At 48.9% G+C, this 17,302-nt stretch carries 17 protein-coding genes and 1 riboswitch; of the genes, 8 read left to right on the top strand and 9 right to left on the bottom strand.

What is annotated here, in order from left to right; translation table 11 throughout:
* Nucleotides 1–598: 598 nt before the first annotated feature.
* Nucleotides 599–2,506: a TonB-dependent receptor plug domain-containing protein gene (locus P22_RS19505; RefSeq protein WP_235814739.1), complete on the top strand. Its 1,908-nt coding sequence runs from the start codon at nucleotides 599–601 to the stop codon at nucleotides 2,504–2,506.
* A gap of 153 nt (nucleotides 2,507–2,659) precedes the next feature.
* A complete protein-coding gene (locus tag P22_RS19500; protein WP_235814738.1) occupies nucleotides 2,660–3,352 on the top strand; it encodes a TetR/AcrR family transcriptional regulator in 693 nt (230 codons plus the stop codon).
* A 63-nt stretch (nucleotides 3,353–3,415) separates the two neighbouring features.
* Here the strand turns inward: P22_RS19500 and P22_RS19495 are convergent, their stop codons facing one another.
* Genes P22_RS19495 through P22_RS19480 form a run of 4 tightly spaced genes read right to left on the bottom strand, consistent with a single transcriptional unit; the run spans nucleotide 3,416 to nucleotide 7,701 of the window.
* Nucleotides 3,416–4,633, bottom strand: a complete 1,218-nt coding sequence (locus tag P22_RS19495) for an ABC transporter permease (RefSeq protein WP_054261902.1) — start codon at nucleotides 4,631–4,633, stop codon at nucleotides 3,416–3,418.
* Nucleotides 4,608–5,306 (bottom strand): ABC transporter ATP-binding protein, encoded by a 699-nt coding sequence (locus P22_RS19490; protein ID WP_069972875.1) that lies wholly within the window; start codon nucleotides 5,304–5,306, stop codon nucleotides 4,608–4,610. The genes P22_RS19495 and P22_RS19490 overlap by 26 nt, the downstream gene beginning before the upstream one ends.
* A 23-nt stretch (nucleotides 5,307–5,329) precedes the next feature.
* Nucleotides 5,330–5,854, bottom strand: coding sequence for a hypothetical protein (locus tag P22_RS19485; protein WP_054261901.1), 525 nt, complete (start codon nucleotides 5,852–5,854; stop codon nucleotides 5,330–5,332).
* Between the two features lie 35 nt (nucleotides 5,855–5,889).
* Complete coding sequence (locus P22_RS19480; protein ID WP_054261900.1) at nucleotides 5,890–7,701, bottom strand: alkaline phosphatase; 1,812 nt, start codon at nucleotides 7,699–7,701, stop codon at nucleotides 5,890–5,892.
* Nucleotides 7,702–7,924: 223 nt separating this feature from the next.
* Between P22_RS19480 and P22_RS20835 the strand changes: the two genes are divergently transcribed.
* The 3 genes from P22_RS20835 to sdaAA all read left to right on the top strand — a co-directional run bounded on the left by P22_RS20835 (nucleotide 7,925) and on the right by sdaAA (nucleotide 9,862).
* Nucleotides 7,925–8,095, top strand: a complete 171-nt coding sequence (locus P22_RS20835; protein ID WP_156319068.1) for a hypothetical protein — start codon at nucleotides 7,925–7,927, stop codon at nucleotides 8,093–8,095.
* 2 nt (nucleotides 8,096–8,097) lie between these two features.
* Nucleotides 8,098–8,190: riboswitch (glycine riboswitch) on the top strand.
* A 134-nt stretch (nucleotides 8,191–8,324) separates the two neighbouring features.
* A complete protein-coding gene (gene sdaAB, locus P22_RS19475; RefSeq protein ID WP_054261899.1) occupies nucleotides 8,325–8,984 on the top strand; it encodes an L-serine ammonia-lyase, iron-sulfur-dependent subunit beta in 660 nt (219 codons plus the stop codon).
* Nucleotides 8,985–8,992: 8 nt separating this feature from the next.
* On the top strand, nucleotides 8,993–9,862 hold the full coding sequence (gene sdaAA / locus P22_RS19470; protein ID WP_054261898.1) for an L-serine ammonia-lyase, iron-sulfur-dependent, subunit alpha: 870 nt from the start codon (nucleotides 8,993–8,995) through the stop codon (nucleotides 9,860–9,862).
* Between the two features lie 5 nt (nucleotides 9,863–9,867).
* On the opposite strand, the gene P22_RS19465 is transcribed toward sdaAA, so the two are convergent.
* Complete coding sequence (locus P22_RS19465) at nucleotides 9,868–10,296, bottom strand: SDR family oxidoreductase (protein WP_255351821.1); 429 nt, start codon at nucleotides 10,294–10,296, stop codon at nucleotides 9,868–9,870.
* 38 nt (nucleotides 10,297–10,334) lie between these two features.
* Nucleotides 10,335–11,075, bottom strand: coding sequence for a deoxyribose-phosphate aldolase (gene deoC, locus P22_RS19460; protein ID WP_054261896.1), 741 nt, complete (start codon nucleotides 11,073–11,075; stop codon nucleotides 10,335–10,337).
* A 301-nt stretch (nucleotides 11,076–11,376) separates the two neighbouring features.
* Between deoC and P22_RS19455 the strand changes: the two genes are divergently transcribed.
* Nucleotides 11,377–12,093 carry a GntR family transcriptional regulator gene (locus P22_RS19455; RefSeq protein WP_054261895.1) on the top strand — a complete coding sequence of 239 codons (717 nt, stop codon included), beginning with the start codon at nucleotides 11,377–11,379 and terminating at the stop codon, nucleotides 12,091–12,093.
* 381 nt (nucleotides 12,094–12,474) lie between these two features.
* Nucleotides 12,475–12,933: a VOC family protein gene (locus P22_RS19450; protein ID WP_054261894.1), complete on the top strand. Its 459-nt coding sequence runs from the start codon at nucleotides 12,475–12,477 to the stop codon at nucleotides 12,931–12,933.
* A 160-nt stretch (nucleotides 12,934–13,093) separates the two neighbouring features.
* On the opposite strand, the gene P22_RS19445 is transcribed toward P22_RS19450, so the two are convergent.
* The gene (locus tag P22_RS19445; protein ID WP_054261893.1) at nucleotides 13,094–13,492 is read right to left on the bottom strand and encodes a helix-turn-helix domain-containing protein; all 399 of its coding nucleotides are present in this window, start codon (nucleotides 13,490–13,492) and stop codon (nucleotides 13,094–13,096) included.
* A gap of 570 nt (nucleotides 13,493–14,062) precedes the next feature.
* Here P22_RS19445 and P22_RS19440 point away from each other — a divergent pair.
* Entirely contained in the window at nucleotides 14,063–15,754 is a 1,692-nt protein-coding gene (locus tag P22_RS19440) for a methyl-accepting chemotaxis protein (RefSeq protein ID WP_235814737.1), read from the top strand.
* 299 nt (nucleotides 15,755–16,053) lie between these two features.
* On the opposite strand, the gene P22_RS19435 is transcribed toward P22_RS19440, so the two are convergent.
* Nucleotides 16,054–16,848 carry an IS3 family transposase gene (locus tag P22_RS19435; RefSeq protein WP_054261891.1) on the bottom strand — a complete coding sequence of 265 codons (795 nt, stop codon included), beginning with the start codon at nucleotides 16,846–16,848 and terminating at the stop codon, nucleotides 16,054–16,056.
* Between the two features lie 19 nt (nucleotides 16,849–16,867).
* Nucleotides 16,868–17,218, bottom strand: coding sequence for a transposase (locus tag P22_RS19430; protein WP_054261890.1), 351 nt, complete (start codon nucleotides 17,216–17,218; stop codon nucleotides 16,868–16,870).
* Between the last annotated feature and the right edge of the window lie 84 nt (nucleotides 17,219–17,302).

Genomic DNA, 17,302 nt, shown 5'->3' with positions numbered 1-17,302 from the left:
ATATAAAGGCTATAAATAAAAGCGGCGTTCCATTTGAAACGTCGCTTTTATTTATTTTTTTCGCTTATTTCGCTAGGCTGCAGATGAAAATTGGATGTGGAGTTTTTGTAACCGGCATTTGACAGAATAGAGATATATTCAGCTTGTGTTGGATAGCCTCCTTTTTTGCTATGTGGCTATCAAAAAGGCTGCATTAGTGCGGGTGGGGTTGTCCGTAAAATAAAAAAATAAAGCTATTGACTTACGAAAGTCGGAGGCTTATAATCTTAATTGATTATGATAATCATAATCAATTAAGATATCTTTAATAATTGACTGATTGCAGTCAGTTATTGCCTGAAATCATTATAGGTTTTTAAGGTACCCGCCAAATTATAGTTTCACAAATCTAAACTCACCGTTTCAGTCGGACAGTAGGCTTAGATACAGCAGAGACAGGAGAGATGGACATGAAGGAATAAAAAGGAAGTGCAGTTATTGACTGACTTAAGTCAGTTGAATAGGGAAATTCGAAATGATATCGCTACATAATTCACTGAGAAAGTTACCGTATATACAGGTAAAAGGCATTGCGGTACAATTGGGGGAGGAGAACCGTATGATCAATAAAAAACGTAAAAAAATATTATGCTCACTGATTAGCAGCGCCCTCCTGTTCGGTCTGGCCGGACAAGTTTCGGCCGAGGAGACTGTACAGGAAGAATTTAGCCTTGATGAGTATGTCGTCACAGCCAACCGGATGCCGGTCAAAGCAACGGAAGTGGCGGCCAATGTGATAGTCGTTAATCGGGAAGAAATCGAAAGGGGAAATTATGCCAGTGTACCGGAAATATTGAGAAAGGTTAATATTGCCGTTGAAGAGGGAGCGGGCGGTGCCATACCTATTCTAAATGGGGATAAGCGGGTGCTGATTCTGGTGGATGGCCGTAGGATGAATTGGGACCAGATTATTACCAGCGGCAGTGCAGGAGGGTATAATCTTACCAACATACCGGTTAAAAATATTGAACGTATTGAAATTGTACACGGTCCATCATCTTCATTGTATGGCAGCGATGCCGTAGGCGGGGTTATCAATATCATTACGCGCAAGGCGACTGGTGAAAACACTACCATAACGACCGAAGCCGGTAGTTGGGGGCAGCGGCGCTATGCTTTTTCGACTGAAAATAAATTAGACAATGGTTTTAGTTATTTTATCACGGCTGAAAGAAAAAAACAGGATAACTATAAATATAAAGATGAAGACGGCCATACTAATGAATTTCCCCAAACTTATGGAGAGCAGGATTCATTAACTTTTCGGTTGGACAAAGAATTAGACAACGAACGATCTCTATCATTACAGGTTGACTATGTGGACCAAGATGGCGGTTTTGGTATGATGGCCCCCGGGTACACCTATCATTATCCCTACGGTTACGGCAGTTCTCAGGATAATAACATTGCCTTGACCTATAACTTAAGCAAAGATAGTTTTTTCCGGATCTATCGCAATAGTTCCAGTAATGAAGTTTCTTATAATGGCTCTACGATTGGTTATGAAGTTGACCGTAGTGCCGTCGGCATGGAATGGCAGCAGAGAATGCAGTTAAATGACCAACATACTTTAGTCGGCGGAGTAGACTGGCGACAGAACGACTTTGAATATGTTAGTCAAAATATTGACGATTCCTATACCACAAAAGCAATTTATCTGGAAGATAATTGGAAGTTGCCGCATGATTGGACACTGACATTAGGTTCACGTTATGATGATCACAGCATAATCGGCAATCATGTTACTTCGCGTGTAACGGCAAATCGAAAATTAAATGAAAAAACAAATGTGTTTGCATCTTGGGGACAATTTGTAAAATCACCGACAGTAGAAGATTTATTTAGTGATACCCAGTGGTTCAGGGGAAATCCTAACCTTCGTCCGGAGACAGGCGATACCATCACACTTGGTATGAATACAAAATTTGATCAGGATACAAATTTGCAGTTAAGTGTTTTTAAAAGCCGGGTAGAGGATGCTATTGCTTATGACTATTCAACCACACCAGGATTTGCCTATAATATAGATGAACAGAAACGACGGGGGTTGGATTTAACTTTAGCTCATAAATTATCGGATCAATGGAGCGTATCTGCCGGTTATTCCTATGTGAAAGTGGAAAATAAAGATGCAAGCACGGGGGCAACCGGGTTTACAAATGACCCTGACAACAGTCAGCCAAACGGATACCGTTTTAATGTTCAGTATACGCAGGATCAGTGGGATGCAGGGCTAACATTGCGGGCTGCCAGCGGTCGGGACGCAGATGCTTTTGGCAGCCGTCATTATACGGTTCTTGATATGGCTGTTAATTATCAAATTAAACCCGAAACCAAGTTGTATTTAAAAGGCTATAATTTAACGAATGAAGCTTATTCGCTAAAAGGAATTGGTGATTGGGGCACTGGTTTGGCTTATCCCATGACTAAACGGAATTTTGTTTTTGGTATGGAGCAACGCATCTAAAGAAACAATAGGATGATGGTTTATAGGCACTGTCCAGACTTTTAGCGGACAGTGCCTGTTTATAATTGAACCTGACTAATTTCCAGATTTTTCTTGACAAGGATAAAACCGCTATTTTACAATAATAACTGACTAAAGTCAGTGGCGAGAGAGGTGGTTATCATAGCCCGTATTTCGAAAGAACCAGAGGTAAGAAAAGCGGAGCTAATGGACGCGGCAGAGGAATTATTCATGTCCCAGGGGTATGAGCAAACGGCGGTCAGTATGATTGTCAAAAAGGTCGGTGTGGCACAGGGCACGTTTTATTATCACTTTGCTTCCAAGGAAGTCATTTTGGAAGCCATCTTTGACCGCTATATCCGCAATATGCTGTTTGCCTTTCAGTCTGCGTCGGCCGGACAGCAGAGTGTGAAGGAAAAGCTGCAGTTATTTTGTAACTTCTTTTATAGACTTTGTTTTTGTGATGAAGCCAGCTTGCTGACCCAAGTATTATATAGAGAAAAACAAGGGCAGATGATTAACCGGCTGTGGCGGCAGACGTTAGTCGCCACTGCCCCGATTTTACAATGTATGCTGGAGCAGGGCAACAGGGAAGGAATTACCAAGGTTGAACATATGGAGGAGACTCTGGCCTTTTTTGCCGGGATTATGGCGGCCCTGCTGGAGGCCAGTTCTCCGGACGAATTCGGACATGAGGCTGACCGGGATAAAATCAACAATAAGCTGGGGATAGCCGGCAGGCTGCTCGAAGCGTTACTGGGGTTGCCGGCAGACAGCATCCGTTTTGACTGTATCGGCCAGGATGCAGCTGACAGACAGGAACAAATAAGGGAATGCAGCAGTTAGTATGCGGCTGCATTCCCTTATTTTTCGGGGCTGGAAGGGCGTTCCTAAATAGCCCGGCATCAGCTACAAATGCCTGGCCACCTCCGTGCGGTAGGTGAGCAGGGCCGGAATGGCTCCGGTCAACAGGCCAAGAACAACTCCGATCAGGATAATCAGGCCTTCGGCGGCGGTAAAGCTGTTTGTCAGCAGAATGGCTGTTTTGGTTTCCAGGGCGTGAGATACCAGTGCGTAGAGACCATGACCGGTGAGGCCGCCGACCGCTACGCCGGCCATCGTGAGCAGGGCACCTTCCGTTATCATGATAGTAAACATATCGCGGGAGCTGGCGCCCAAGGCGCGTAAGATCGCCCGCTCGCGCAGCCGGCTTACTGCCGACCAGTACAAAGACAAGGCCATAATCAGCAGGCCCATGGCGACAATCATACAGGCTATGGGTTTTAATACCTGTTCGCCCTGACCCAGGACAGCAAATAACTGTACAATCACTTGTGCGGGGAAAACCATTTGGGCGCCCGGCTGATGCTGAAACTGCTGGTAGAGGCGCATGGCTTCGCTGTAGCCTTTGGGTTTTACCATAATGGCGGTTACTTCCTGCCCGTGTGCGTGGTCAGCGGAGGGTGCTTCTGCTTCTGCCGCCGGTTCGTGGCCATGTTTTTCGTGAGCCTGCCAGATGCTTTCAATGGAAACAAAAATCGCCCGGTCATAAGGACCGTATACCGGCTGCAGAATACCGACAACCTGGTACGGGTGCTCGTGACTTTCACCGCCGGGGATCAGACCGTGCATCGACTGGAAAGAATCGCCGGGTTTAAGGGCCAGTTCGCGGGCGGCTTTGGCACCGACAACGGCTTCGAAGGGCTGGCGGTAAGGGCGTCCTGCCGCCAGCTCCAGCCAAGCCTGCTGGCCGGTCTTAGGCTGGTGCTCAAAAATGCCGCTTCCCGCCCCTACGATGGCGTAACCGTTATAGCTGTCGCCAAAGGCCAGGGGAACGGCTGCGGAGACCAGCGGGTTGGCTGCCAGTTCTTCGTAAATTTCGTGGCTTATATTGCCGATCGGCGCGTCCTGCAGAAAAACGGTATTTAACACCAGTTGATTGGGACTGCCCTTGGCACCGACAAGGAGATCAAAGGGTTCGGTGGCTCTGACCAGGCCGTCATGAATGCCGCCGAACAGTAAGGTGATGACAATCATCATGGCAAAGGTTGCCGCCACGACCAGGACGGTCAGTCCGCTTTGCACCGGCTTCGCCAGTAAGTTACGCCAGGCTAGGAAGAGGCGCATCGGCCGCCACCTCCTTTCCCGACTGTTGTAACGAATGGATTCTGGGGAATAAACTCATAACCTGACGGTCATGGGTGGATACCAGCAGTATGCTGTGGGACTCTGCGGCAAACCGGCGCAGCATATCCAGAACTTTCGCGCTGTTTTCCTGATCAAGGCTGGCGGTCGGCTCGTCGGCCAGAATCAGGCGGGGCTTATTCACGACGGCTCTGGCAACGGCAACACGTTGTTGTTCACCCATACTGAGCTGGCGGGGATATTGTTTTAGCTTATCGGCTAAGCCTACCTGCTCCAGCAGTTGAACAGCCCAGGAGCGCTGGTCGGCGGTAGGGATAACCTGGGCGAAACTCATGGCGACCACTACATTATCCAGCACATTCAGACTAGTCAGCAGGTTGAACTTCTGGAAGACATAACCAACGGTGTTAGCCCGCCAGATATCGCGGCGGGCTTCCGGCAGGCCGGAGATGGTGAGGCCGTCCAGCCGGATTTCCCCCCGGGTTGGGGTTAATAAGCCGGAAATAAGATGCAGCAGCGTGGTTTTGCCGGAACCGCTTGGCCCGACTAACGCCAGCTGTTCGCCGGGCTGTACGGTAAGATGATCCAGGGAAACCGCCGTAATGGTTTGCGTTCCGTCACGGTATTCTTTACGGATCTGATTCAGTTCCAGCATAAGGGATCACTCCGTTCCTTACATTATTCAACACTGTCGGCGATGATACGCACCAGGCTGACAAATCCGGTTTCCGGATCTACCTGGGAGCCTATTTCCAAGCGCCCGGTTACAGTTATCGGGCGGTCAAACGGCAGGGCGGTAACCGGTTCGGACAGCTTGACTAAAACAATGTCATTCGGCCAGTCGGCATCTGTGGAACAAAAGGGGCAGATGGACATCGGCACTTTGGTTAACACAAAAAAACTAAGAGTGGGTTTAAGCGGCGGCGCCATAAAACCGTTCATTTGCACTTTTTTTCCTTCCAGGCTTTTCAGCTTGGACGATAATTCCAAACCGTACGCTGAGGCACCGCTGTACATTTCGTCAAATTCAAGGCGGGTGGCTTCTTCGCCAAACCAGGGCAACCATGCGGCCTGAGCGCGGGAGTAAAACAGGGACGGCTCCTCATGGGGAAGCGTCCCTGTTTGGCCCTCCCAGGGCAACAGCAACCCGGCCAACAGCATAGCACAAAGAATTCCGCTTACGCGCTTAATTGTTTTACTCATCGAATTGGCCTCCGGGTTTGTATGGAGAAAACAGGTTATTTTTTATTTTGATTGCCATCAAGGCCCAGTGCCCTGACAATGCCGTAGAATACTTCGGTATTATCCATAATGCCTTTAAAGTAATCGGCACCGGGGCCCTGTGCGGTCAGGGGCACATCATCGGCAGAATGGACTTCGGAAGGATCGGAGGCCGGAATATTGCCGGGCATCAATTGTCCGCCTTCGGAGCGTTTCGGATTGGCAACGGCCTTGCCGTTCGCCATAATGGCCGGTGATGTGGGAACTTTCTGGAACTTATAGTTTTCATAATACTCGGGATGGTTGGCAAACTGGACAGCCAGTGTGACGCTGGGATCGGGATTGTTCGGGAATCCGTCGCCGTCGGCATCGGCAAAGGTCGGCCAGCCGGCATCGGCATAGATACGGACGCCGTCGCGGCCCGTTTTGCCGTCTAATTCATGGTAGGTGCCGGTGATGCTGGCACCGTGCGCATGGTCGGCTACCACGATGATCAGGGTGTCGCCGTTCTTTTTGGCAAATTCCTTGGCAATGCCTACGGCTTTATCCATCTCAATGGTATCATAAGCGGCCCGCTGCCAGTCCATGGCGTGCAATTGTTTGTCAATGCAGGCGCCTTCTACCATCAGAAAGAAACCGTTTTTATTCTTGCTTAACGAATTGATGGCGGTTTGCGTCATGTCCATCAAGGTGGGCTGGTCGGTGAATTTACCGAGCACAGCCGGGTTTTTGGTCACTTCCCGGTCAACATAAACATCCATGTTGTCGAGTTGGAAAAGCCCTAAAATTTTGTCCGGCGCACCGGCTTGTTTTAATTCGTTTTTGGTGGTTGCCAGGGTATAGCCTTGGGCCTGGAACTCGTTGAACAGATTACGTTCATCGGTACGTTTGGAACCGGGTACGCTTTGCGGCAGGAAGTGGCGTGAACCGCCGCCGAGAATCACATCCGGACGATGCGCCGGTGTGAGCATGTCTGCCGCGATGTAATTTTGTTCGCTCCGTTTGCGGGTGTGGGTCAACATGGCTGCCGGAGTGGCATCGGTGATATTGGCGGTGGAAACGATGCCGGTAGACATGCCCCGGGTGCGTTTAGCCAGCTCAATAATATTTTCTACTTTGGGGTCGTCAAACGGATCTTTTGTGCTGTCGGCATAGACGCCCATGGCATTTACACTGCTTTTATGGCCGGTGGCGTAAGCGGAGGCGCTGTTGGCCGAGTCGGTTACCAGCGAATCGTTGCCGGATGTGGTGATCAGCGCCAGGTTGGACATTTTCTCCATTTCTAAAAGATCGTTATATTTGCCCTCGGTGATGCCTTTGGCGAGAATGCGGGCAATTTGCCGGGCCTGCAGGCTCATGCCGTCACCGATAAAGAGAATCACGTTTTTAGCCGGTTTTTTTATTTTATCGTTGGTAATTTCATACTGGACCGTACGCTTTTCCACACCGCCGGCGGTTTTTGCCGTAACCGTGACGGTTACCCCGCCTGCCTGTCGGAAAGCAACATCGTTAATGCGATAAGTGCTCATCGTGTCGAACTGGGTTTTCGCCTGTTTGCCGAAATATTTTTCGGCTGGGACTCCATTAATTGTGACATCAATAGCCGTAGCGGGGGCAGCCGTTTTTACTTCAATGGCAAAGTCGAATGTTTGCCCGGTGAGAAATTTTGCCCGGTCAATCGGCATAATGTTGATGCTGGGTTGTACCGGTGCATAGTAAGCGGCATAGGATACCGACATACCGGACACCAGCGCTGTGATTACTGCAAATGCTGTCAGCAGCCGTACAAAACGGGATAAGCCTAGCAGAGACATGTTGGGATTGGACACTCATTACACCTCCGAAAATTTTGAATTAGACAGGTATGCCTGTTCTCATTATGACATTGCCGCTGGCCGGGCATGTTAATTAGCGGTTAATTTTATGTTAAAAGATGGAAGAAACTTTCTGACGGGAAGATAGCGCATTGCGGGGCGTAGCTTATGTCCAACGGATTTTAAATAAAAAACGGCGCGGTCATTGACAAGGAAAAAAGGGATTGGTAAAATTTGATTGATTCAGTTTGAACGGCAGTTATTTTTCGACGCGGTGAACTCGCCCCGGGTAGCAGGGGCAGAAGCGCCGGCAGGAATTCAATACGGGATGAAGGTTGCCGGGAGAGAACGCGGTCGCGTCACCGAAGGAGCAAGGCTTGTTACAAACTCTCAGGTAAAAAAACCGTAACCGGACCGAACTCTGGAGAGAACACGCTGGGAACGTGTCACCGACGGGGAGTCCGGCAGGACGAAACTCTCAGGTAGCAGAACAGAGAACAAAAGTGGGCTGAGCTTTTGTTCTCTGTCTTTTTATAGGGAAACCGGGAAAGCATATGTCTGACGACCGGTGATATGGCTTAATTATGCGGTTAATGGCAAAGCTATTAGCAGGGGTATGCGAAATGAGGAGGATGTGCATGGGTGTATTTGATATTATCGGCCCGGTCATGATCGGACCGTCGAGTTCCCATACCGCAGGTGCCGCCCGGCTGGGCAAGATGGCCCGTACCATTTTGGGGGAAATACCTGTGGAAGCGGCTCTCACTTTATATGGTTCGTTTGCCCGGACTTATAAGGGGCATGGAACCGACAAAGCGCTGGTGGCCGGATTGCTGGGCTTCCCCACCGAAGATATAAGGATCAAAGATTCGTTTGCCCTGGCAGCAAGGGCCAATCTTACCGTCAGCTTTCATGCGGCGGAAAAAGAAAATTGCCATCCGAATACCGTTGCCTTTTATCTGAAAGGAGCTTCGGGCAGAACGGTCAGAGTCGTTGGCGCATCGCTTGGTGGTGGCCAGATCCATATCAGCAACATTGACGGTTATGAGGTTGAATTTACGGGGGACTATTATACCTTGATCACCATTCATCAGGACCAGCCGGGGATAATTGCAGCGATTACGCAGATACTGGCTCAGCAGCAGGTGAATATTGCCTTTATGAAAGTTTCACGTAAACAAAAGGGAGCGCAGGCGCTCATGATTTTGGAAACCGATCAGCCGATACCGCAGGAGACGGCTGTTATGCTGAATGCCATAACAACGATTGAAGCGGTACGGTTAGTACAGCCGTTATAGGAGGAGACATGATTGCGTTTACACGTATTGATGAACTGGTAACCCTGGCGGAGGCCAAAAAAACGGGTATTGCCGATATTGTGCTGGAATGGGAAGTAGAAAAAAGCGAGGTTCCGGCAAACCGCGTCTGGGATAATATGCGCGGCAGGCTCGCCGTTATGCAGCAGGCTGTCGACGGGGGTTTGAAACAGCGGGAAAAGTCCTTCAGCGGCCTGGTTGGCGGTGATGCCTGCAAGCTGCTGATGCCGGCGGCATTCCTGGGGCCGGTTGCCACCCAGGCGGCAGCCTATGCCATGGCCGTCGGGGAGGTGAACGCCAGTATGGGAAAAATTGTCGCCTGTCCCACCGCCGGTTCCTGCGGCATTGTGCCGGGGGCTATTTTAGCCGTGGCCGGACTGATAACCAACCGGGAAGAGAAGCTGGTGAAGGCTTTATTTACTGCGGCCGGAATTGGTGAGGTGATTGCGAAAAACGCCACCGTTGCCGGAGCGGTAGGCGGATGCCAGGCGGAATGCGGATCGGCAGCCGCTATGGCGGCTGCCGCAGTTGTGGAAATGCTGGAAGGAACCCCCCGTCAGTCGGCCCACGCCCTGGCCCTGGCGCTGAAAAATATGCTGGGACTGGTGTGTGATCCCGTGGCCGGATTGGTGGAAGTACCTTGCGTAAAAAGAAACGCTTTTGCTGCCGTTCATGCTTTGGTTGCCGCTCAAATGGCGTTGGCCGGCATCGAAAGCGTGATACCGGCCGATGAAGTGATTGACGCGATGTTCCGTATCGGAATTGATTTACCTTCCTCGCTAAAAGAGACATCGGAGGGCGGACTGGCAAAAACCCCCACGGCGCTGGCCATTACCAGACGGCTGCTGCAGGCGGAGTAGCTTAGTTATACCTGGTAGGAGCCGGTGCTGGCGGAAGACGGGTTTAATTCCAGCAGGCCGCCGTCCACCTTGATGGTCTGGCCGGTGAGATAATCGGACAGATCGGTAGCTAAAAACTCAATGACTTTAGCGCAATCCTCCGTTGTGCCGATTCTGCCCAGGGGGACTTTTTTCTTCAGGTCGCTTATTTGTTTTTGAAAATAGGCATCCCAGTTTACCGTGCCGATATAACCGGGAGCTATGGCATTGACGGTGATCCCGTAGGAAGCCAGCTCCAGTGCCAGCGTTTTGGTCAGCGAGATGACAGCGGCCTTTCCGGCTGAGTAGTGGGGCTGGACCACAAACAAAGGGACATAGCCGGCAACCGAGGCGACGTTGATGATTTTGCCGCTTCGCTGCTGTTTCATGATTTGTGCTGCATGCTTGGAAAAAATGCCAATCTGCCTTTCTTTGTGTAGTGTACCGGCGAGGGTTAATAGCGGTCATTGCCGCCGGCGTGTTGTGCCGCTTGCTGCGGATTACCGCCGGCGCGCCGGTGAGCTTCCTGCAAGATGGCGACCGCTGAACGAAGGCCGATGCCGAAGCGGCTGCAGCCGGCTTCGACCATGGCCAGCAGGGTATCCAGGTCTCTGACGCCGCCGGCGGCTTTGATGAGAGCCGAGTCACCGATAACGGATTTAATCAGCCTGATGGTTTCCACGGTGGTCGGTTTAGGAGCCCAGCCGGTTCCGGTTTTTATAAAAGCGGCCCCGGCCTCAACGGCAATCTGGCTGCCTCTGGCTATTTCTTCATCGGTGAGATAGGCTGTTTCCAGAATGGTTTTGACAGGAATGCCTGCAGCGGCAGTTACTACTGCCTTAATGTCATTTTTTACAATATCGAAACGTCCGGATTTAAGCGCTCCTACGTTAATCACCATGTCCAGTTCCCGGCAGCCGGCACCAATCAGTTCTTTGGCGGTCTGTGTTTTGATCGTACTGGTATCGGCACCGGAAGGGAATCCGACCACGCCGCCGGCGATGGTATCGGGAGTATCCGCCAGTTTTTCGACGAGGTAGGGAGTAAAGCAGGGCATGACGAACGTACAGATGCAGTGGTACTGTTTAGCGACCTCCACCAGACTGTCAATTTCTTCTAGAGTTACATCGGCTCTGACCGCGCTGACGTCGATCATGCGCCCGATTGGGGCTAAGTTTCCGCTGTATGGTTTCATTAAGTAAACCCTCCTTATCTAAAGATAATTATGTATCGAATAAATAGTAACATGTTTATTGCTGTTGGGCAATGGCTATGTTATTGTTTATGTGTGTTCATGAACTGAATTTATCAAAAATATACTGGGATTTTTAGGTTGATTTAGTGCTTGGCCTAATACTAAAAAAGATACTTTTAAAAAAATAGATAACTATATATTTAAAAACATAATTATCTATTGTGTTTGCCTGATTGACAAGGGATACAGCAGTTGGTATACTCGATTAAACATGATAAAAAATGACGTTAAGAGGGAATGTATGAGTACCGTAGCTGCCTATAAACGAGTGTATTCGGAATTAAAACGTGAAATCAAGGACGGCGTTTACCGTCCCGGTACACTGCTGCCGACCGAATCGGAACTGGAGGAGAAGTTCGCGGTAAGCCGAACTACCGTTAGAAAGGCTGTCGGTTTGCTTGTCCAGGATGGCTATGTGAGGCCGAAGCAGGGGAGAGGAACGGAAGTACTGGACTTTTCCACCACACAAAAACTCAATTATCTCACTTCGATTACCGAGACGCTGCAGGCCAAAGGATACCGGGTTGTCACCAGGGGTATGCATATTAAAAAGGTGCAGGCCCCTGACTATGTGGCCGAAGCCCTGGAGCTTCCGGCCGGGGGCACGGTTTTTATCGTACAAAGGGTACAGCTGGCGGATAACCAGCCAATTGCTCTGATGATGAATTATCTAAGGGGAAATGCCGTGCCTGATTTGGAAAAGCATACGGATGCCTTTACCGGTTTATATGCTTTTCTGGAACAGCAGTACAATATCCGCCTGCAGTCTGCCTGGGAGCGCATTTCGGCTGTCAGCGCCGATTTTGCGGAAGCGCAGATTTTACAAGTGCCGGTCGGGTCGGCGCTGCTTTGCAGCAAACGGATCTCTTATACGGAGAAGGGGCCGGTTGAGTACGGGGTTACCAAACTGGTTGGTGACAGGTATGAATACAGCGTGTATCTGCAGGGAAGAAAATAATGAAAATAGTAAGTATACGGCCAGCCTGCATTGTACAGGCTGGCCGTATATCTGTCAGGAATATTGTTTTGCAGAGTGCTTAATAACGGGAGGTTGCAGGCCTCAAAGCGGTATAAAATAAAAACAGTAGCTTTGCAGGAAAATGCACTGTGGTGCGGAACCTTACAACACAAGGAATATCATGTAGACGGATCACCGGGATTAGGGACAGGAGGCGGCAAATGCATCCATTTCGATGAGGAGCTTTTTGATTGGCGGCTGAGTCGTAGGCGGAGCGCAGGATCATAAAAGCCTGATTCTTCTTAAACTTATCCTGCACGGAAGAAAGATAATACGATATAATAAGGTATACGTGCTTTGCCATAGAAAGGAATGTTCTTTATGAATACGGATATGAAGTATGTCCACACCAATTTAATTGCGCGGGATTGGCACAATTTGGCTCAATTTTATATAGATGTATTTCATTGCAAGCCTGTTTATCCTGAGCGGGATCTTTCCGGAGAATGGGTGGATCAACTGACCGGCCTGCCTGGTGCCCGGATTACCGGAATCCATTTACGGTTACCCGGTTATGACCAGGGACCTACACTGGAGATTTTTTCCTATGAACCGGAGGATAGCCATAAAAATAAGCCCGGGCTTAACTGCCAAGGGCTGGGGCATCTGGCTTTTCATGTCCATTCGGTCGATCATGTGCTGCGAACTCTGCTGGCACACGGCGGAGAGCAAGTGGGGGAAGTGATTTGCCGGGACTATGGAGAACTGGGTGTATTGACTGCCGTCTATGCGCGTGACCCGGAAGGGAATATTATTGAAATACAAAACTGGTGTAAATAAACGGATGAGAGAGTAACAAGGGAACAGGGAGAAAGCAGCAACAAAATGCTCTGTTTTATGGTTTGGGGGATTGGCCATAGAAGAGCACGACAGTTAATGAAGAATGAAAAGATTCCGGCGGGCGGCATATTCCCGCCAATTTTGGTTTCCCGGCGGCGGCTTATGCGCGGTGTTTTTTTTCTTCAGCAGCGTAATATTCACCGAAGGCTTTTTGAAACTGAATTTTCGTCCAGCCCCGGAGATCAGGGTCGCTGCTGTTCATTAACTGCTGCAGGATAGTGAACATTTTTTGCAAATCCGGGTCAACTACATTGCTGGACGGGCCGGCTGGACCTGCTCCGGCAGAACCGAGCAGCAGCCAGTCGGTGGAGACTCGATAAAAATTGCACAAGGTGACAATCGCGTCGGCGCTGGGCTTTACTTCGTCTTTTTCATAACGGCTGAGATTGCTGCTGGATAAACCGGTTTTTTCCGACAGCTTTTGCAAGGTGATATGGGCCGACTGGCGCAAGAACAGAAGACGGTTGCCAAGCGTATTTAAATTATTTGGTTTCAGCACTGTCGACCTCCTTGGGCAATAAAAATCCCTTATATAAAAAAATGTTGCAAAATTCCCTTATATGGGATAAAATGAGATTGTGGAATTTGATGTTTTTTGTAATTAGAACGTGAATTAGGTCAGATAGCGTACGGTAGTATGGTTTATATCGGCCAGCGTATCCAGATACGCCAAGAGGGCATTGTGCCCGAAAAGGGCAAAATACCTTGCTGGTTGCCGAATTGGTCTTCGTATTTCTTGCCGTGTTATTTCGGTTACAGAGCAAGAAAAGGCCTGTTTAATTTTTCTTTTCTAGCATAATCAGATGGTTTGCCCATTATCCCTATTATCTCATTATAACAATAGAACTTATTTCAGTCTACTCTTGCAGCTTGGGGAACGTTGTGTTGGCTGTTACGATTGATTTTGCCATATCGGTGTAGATCCTGGCCGGGCATGTACTGCGACAAGGGTCGGCATTGTTATGGCAAGATTTTTTTATTTACCGGGTATGGAATGAAAGTGCAAGCATTCAAGCGTTAAAAAACAGGAATTATAACTGAAATATGGTTCAAGAAGGAGATGAGGCAAGTGGGGCGTCGGATTACGATTGGCAGTCAGTTGGGAATATTACTGGGGGTTGCTCTAGGGCTGATGATTGTGTTGCTGGCCGTGGTGAGTTTCGAATATAATCAGGCCGGAAATAACTATCAGGATATGTTGAACGGCCCGGTACAGCGGACCCTGGAATTGCAAAGGGCACAGAGTGATTTTCACGAGGGTCTGGCTGAACTGCGGGGGTATCTGGCCTACAATGATCAGGTGTATGGCGAACAGACCCTGCAAATGTTGGGCAAAAGTCAGGCTGCCGTCAAACAGTTCACCGATTCGGTAACCGTAGATAAGAGCAAAGCGGCAGGCGAAAGGTTACAGACCATGCTGAACGGGTATCAGGAAGATATAAAAAAAGTCATTGCTTTGAAACAGGCGAATAATCCGGATTACATGAGGATTCTTAGCGAAGCCAGAAAAAAGACGGAGTCCATTAATCAGTTGTTCGAAGAGACCGTAGCGTTTCAGAATCAGATGTTACAGGAACGGAAAGAACAACAAACCGCCAAGGAGAATCTGGTCACTTTTGTGGTTAATGGTGCAGGCGCCGTGATTGTGCTGGCAAGCATTGTATTTGCGTTTTGGTTCAGCCGGATATTGGTCCGCAGATTGAATAGCCTGCGCGGAGAATTGCTGGCAGTAAGCCAACTGAATTTGGCCCGTCCCAACATTCCGGCCATGCGTAATGATGAAATCGGAGATATGGCCGATGCCGTTATCAGCATGAAGCAGCAATTGCGTGATATAGTCCGGATGGTCCGGGACAGCGCCGATGCGTTAGCCGCTTCCAGCGAGGAATTAAGTTCTTCGGTGGAGGGACAGTTGCAAGTGGCGGAAAATGTGGCGAAAAATATTGGTGATGTGGCTGCTGGAGCCGAGCAGAATACGAATCATATTACGGAAATTTCCGCCGCCGTCCAGCAGGCCGGCGCCGGTGCGGAGCAGATGAGTGCCAGTGCGGAAGAAGTGAATCATGTAACCCGTGATGCGGTGGAAGAGGCCGTTCAGGGCATGGAACTGATTCGCAAAGTGGTGAATCAGAATGAAAGCATTGAGGCGGCCATGGCGAATATTACGGAGGTATCCGGATCACTGGTAAAGGGTTCTAAGGATATTCAGGAAATCGTGCATGTGATCAGGGACATTGCCGGTCAAACCAACCTGTTGGCACTGAATGCCGCCATTGAAGCCGCACGGGCCGGAGAAGCAGGGCGCGGTTTTGCCGTGGTGGCGGAAGAGGTACGGAAGCTGGCCGAACAAAGTGCGGGGGCAACCAATCATATTGAAGCCATTATCGGCAAAATGACTACCGATATTGAGTTTGCTGTAGATATGGTGACCAAAGCCAATGAAGAAGTGGAGACCGGAAAGGCGACTGCCGGTGAAACCCAGCATGGTTTTGAAAATATACTGGATAAGCTGGGACGGACAAAACACGGAATTGAACAGATCAGCCAGGCAGTACAGGAAACGGCTAAAGGGATGCAGTCCATTGTCAACAATGTACAAACCATCAGTGCCGTAGCGGAAGAAACCGGTGCCAGTACCCAAACGGTGGCTGCCGCTACGGAAGAGCAAAGCGCGAGTTTGCATGAAATTAACTCCAGCGCGGAAGCATTGGCCATGATGGCTGCCGAAATGAATGAAATCACCGCCCGCTTTAAACTGTAACGGCAACAGCAGAGTAATCAATTACCGGGGAAATCGGAGCAATTGGCTAGTCCCGATAACCCGCCGCATTTGTGTGAACAGTTAACCCGAGAAGCAGGATGCAAAATCATAAAGCTAAGAAAACGAAGCGATAACTGCCAGATGCACGGACCGTGTGATCTGGTAGTTTTTTTGTCCTACAGCGCCTAATAGAGAAAAGGCGATTAGCAGCAGGAAAAGGCGTTCTATTTTCAACTGGACTGAACTGCTCCCACCGGTTTAGACAGTATTAGAAAAGCCTATCGTAGAGTAGCTAAAACTTACGCAGACTGGCGCCGTTTTTCGAATGGCGTCAGTCCTGTTTTTAATTGGGCGCGGTCATAGTTGTAGAAATCTATATAAGCATCAATCAGTTCGTTGGCTTCTTCAAACGTAGATAGTTGGTTCCGATAAATACATTCTGTTTTTAGGCTACCAAAGAAGCTCTCCATAGAAGCATTGTCATAACAGTTTCCACGGCTTGACATAGAAGGGGTAATACCGTAGTCTGTAATTAGGTTGTGATATGCGTGGGACGTATATTGGAACCCTTGATCGCTGTGGAGTGCGAGTCCATCAGCGATCATTTCTTTTTTGATAGCATCTTTAATAGTTTCAGTTACCAGATGCACAGTTTGTGACGTTGCAGTTCTATATCCGACTATAAAGCCGTCAGCTAAATCCTTTATAGCAGATAGGTAGAGAACTCCCTGGGCGGTATGGATGTAGGTAATATCAGTAACCCATTTTGTGTTAGGTTTAACAGCACAGAAATCCTGGTCTAAGACATTAGGATACTTATGTAGCTGCTCCTTGAGACGTCTATATTGACGCCGTCGGCGAATTACAGAACTAATGCCCGCCTTACGCATTATCCTTAGAACTGCTTTATGATTGACTCTTAGTCCATGCTTTTTCTCCAGCCAGATACGAACTCTTCGGTATCCGTACGTTTGGCGTGTCTCATCGTGGCAGGATGTAATAAGTGAGATTAGTGCCGAGTCCTTATCTGGTTTGACGTGTGCTTTCAGCCAGTAATAGTACCCTGAACGAGGCACCTTAAAAAACTGGCACATTGCTAAAATAGAGTATTTGTCAGCAAACCGAGAGATGACGCGATAAATTATGCCTTTTACCACCACCTTGCTGTTTCTGAAAGAAAATTTCGAGCAATTCGTTCTCCATTTCTAGCTGTTTGATACGTTGTTCAGATGAGATCACTGCTGCTTCCGTAGCAAATTTAGAAGATCGTCCCTTTGGTTTTTCTATGAGACCAGCAATGCCATCTTTACGAAAAGCCCTAAACCAACACTCAAGCTGGGTATCGTTCTTGATTTCAAGCTTGTCCATTATTTGTTTCTTCGTTTTTCTTTCTTCGAAGAACAATCGAACAGCTTCTTGTTTAATAACTAATGGATACGTCTTCATTCCTTTAATTCCAGACATGCCAAAGCCCCCTAATCGTTATAATTTCATTCTACGATAGGGGGCTCTTCATTTCACTGTCTAAATTCGAGGGTGCTGTTCAGA

This window comes from Propionispora sp. 2/2-37 (genome assembly GCF_001298735.1).
Classification (GTDB): Bacteria; Bacillota; Negativicutes; order Propionisporales; family Propionisporaceae; genus Propionispora.
This window is presented reverse-complemented; position numbering and strand designations above follow the sequence as displayed.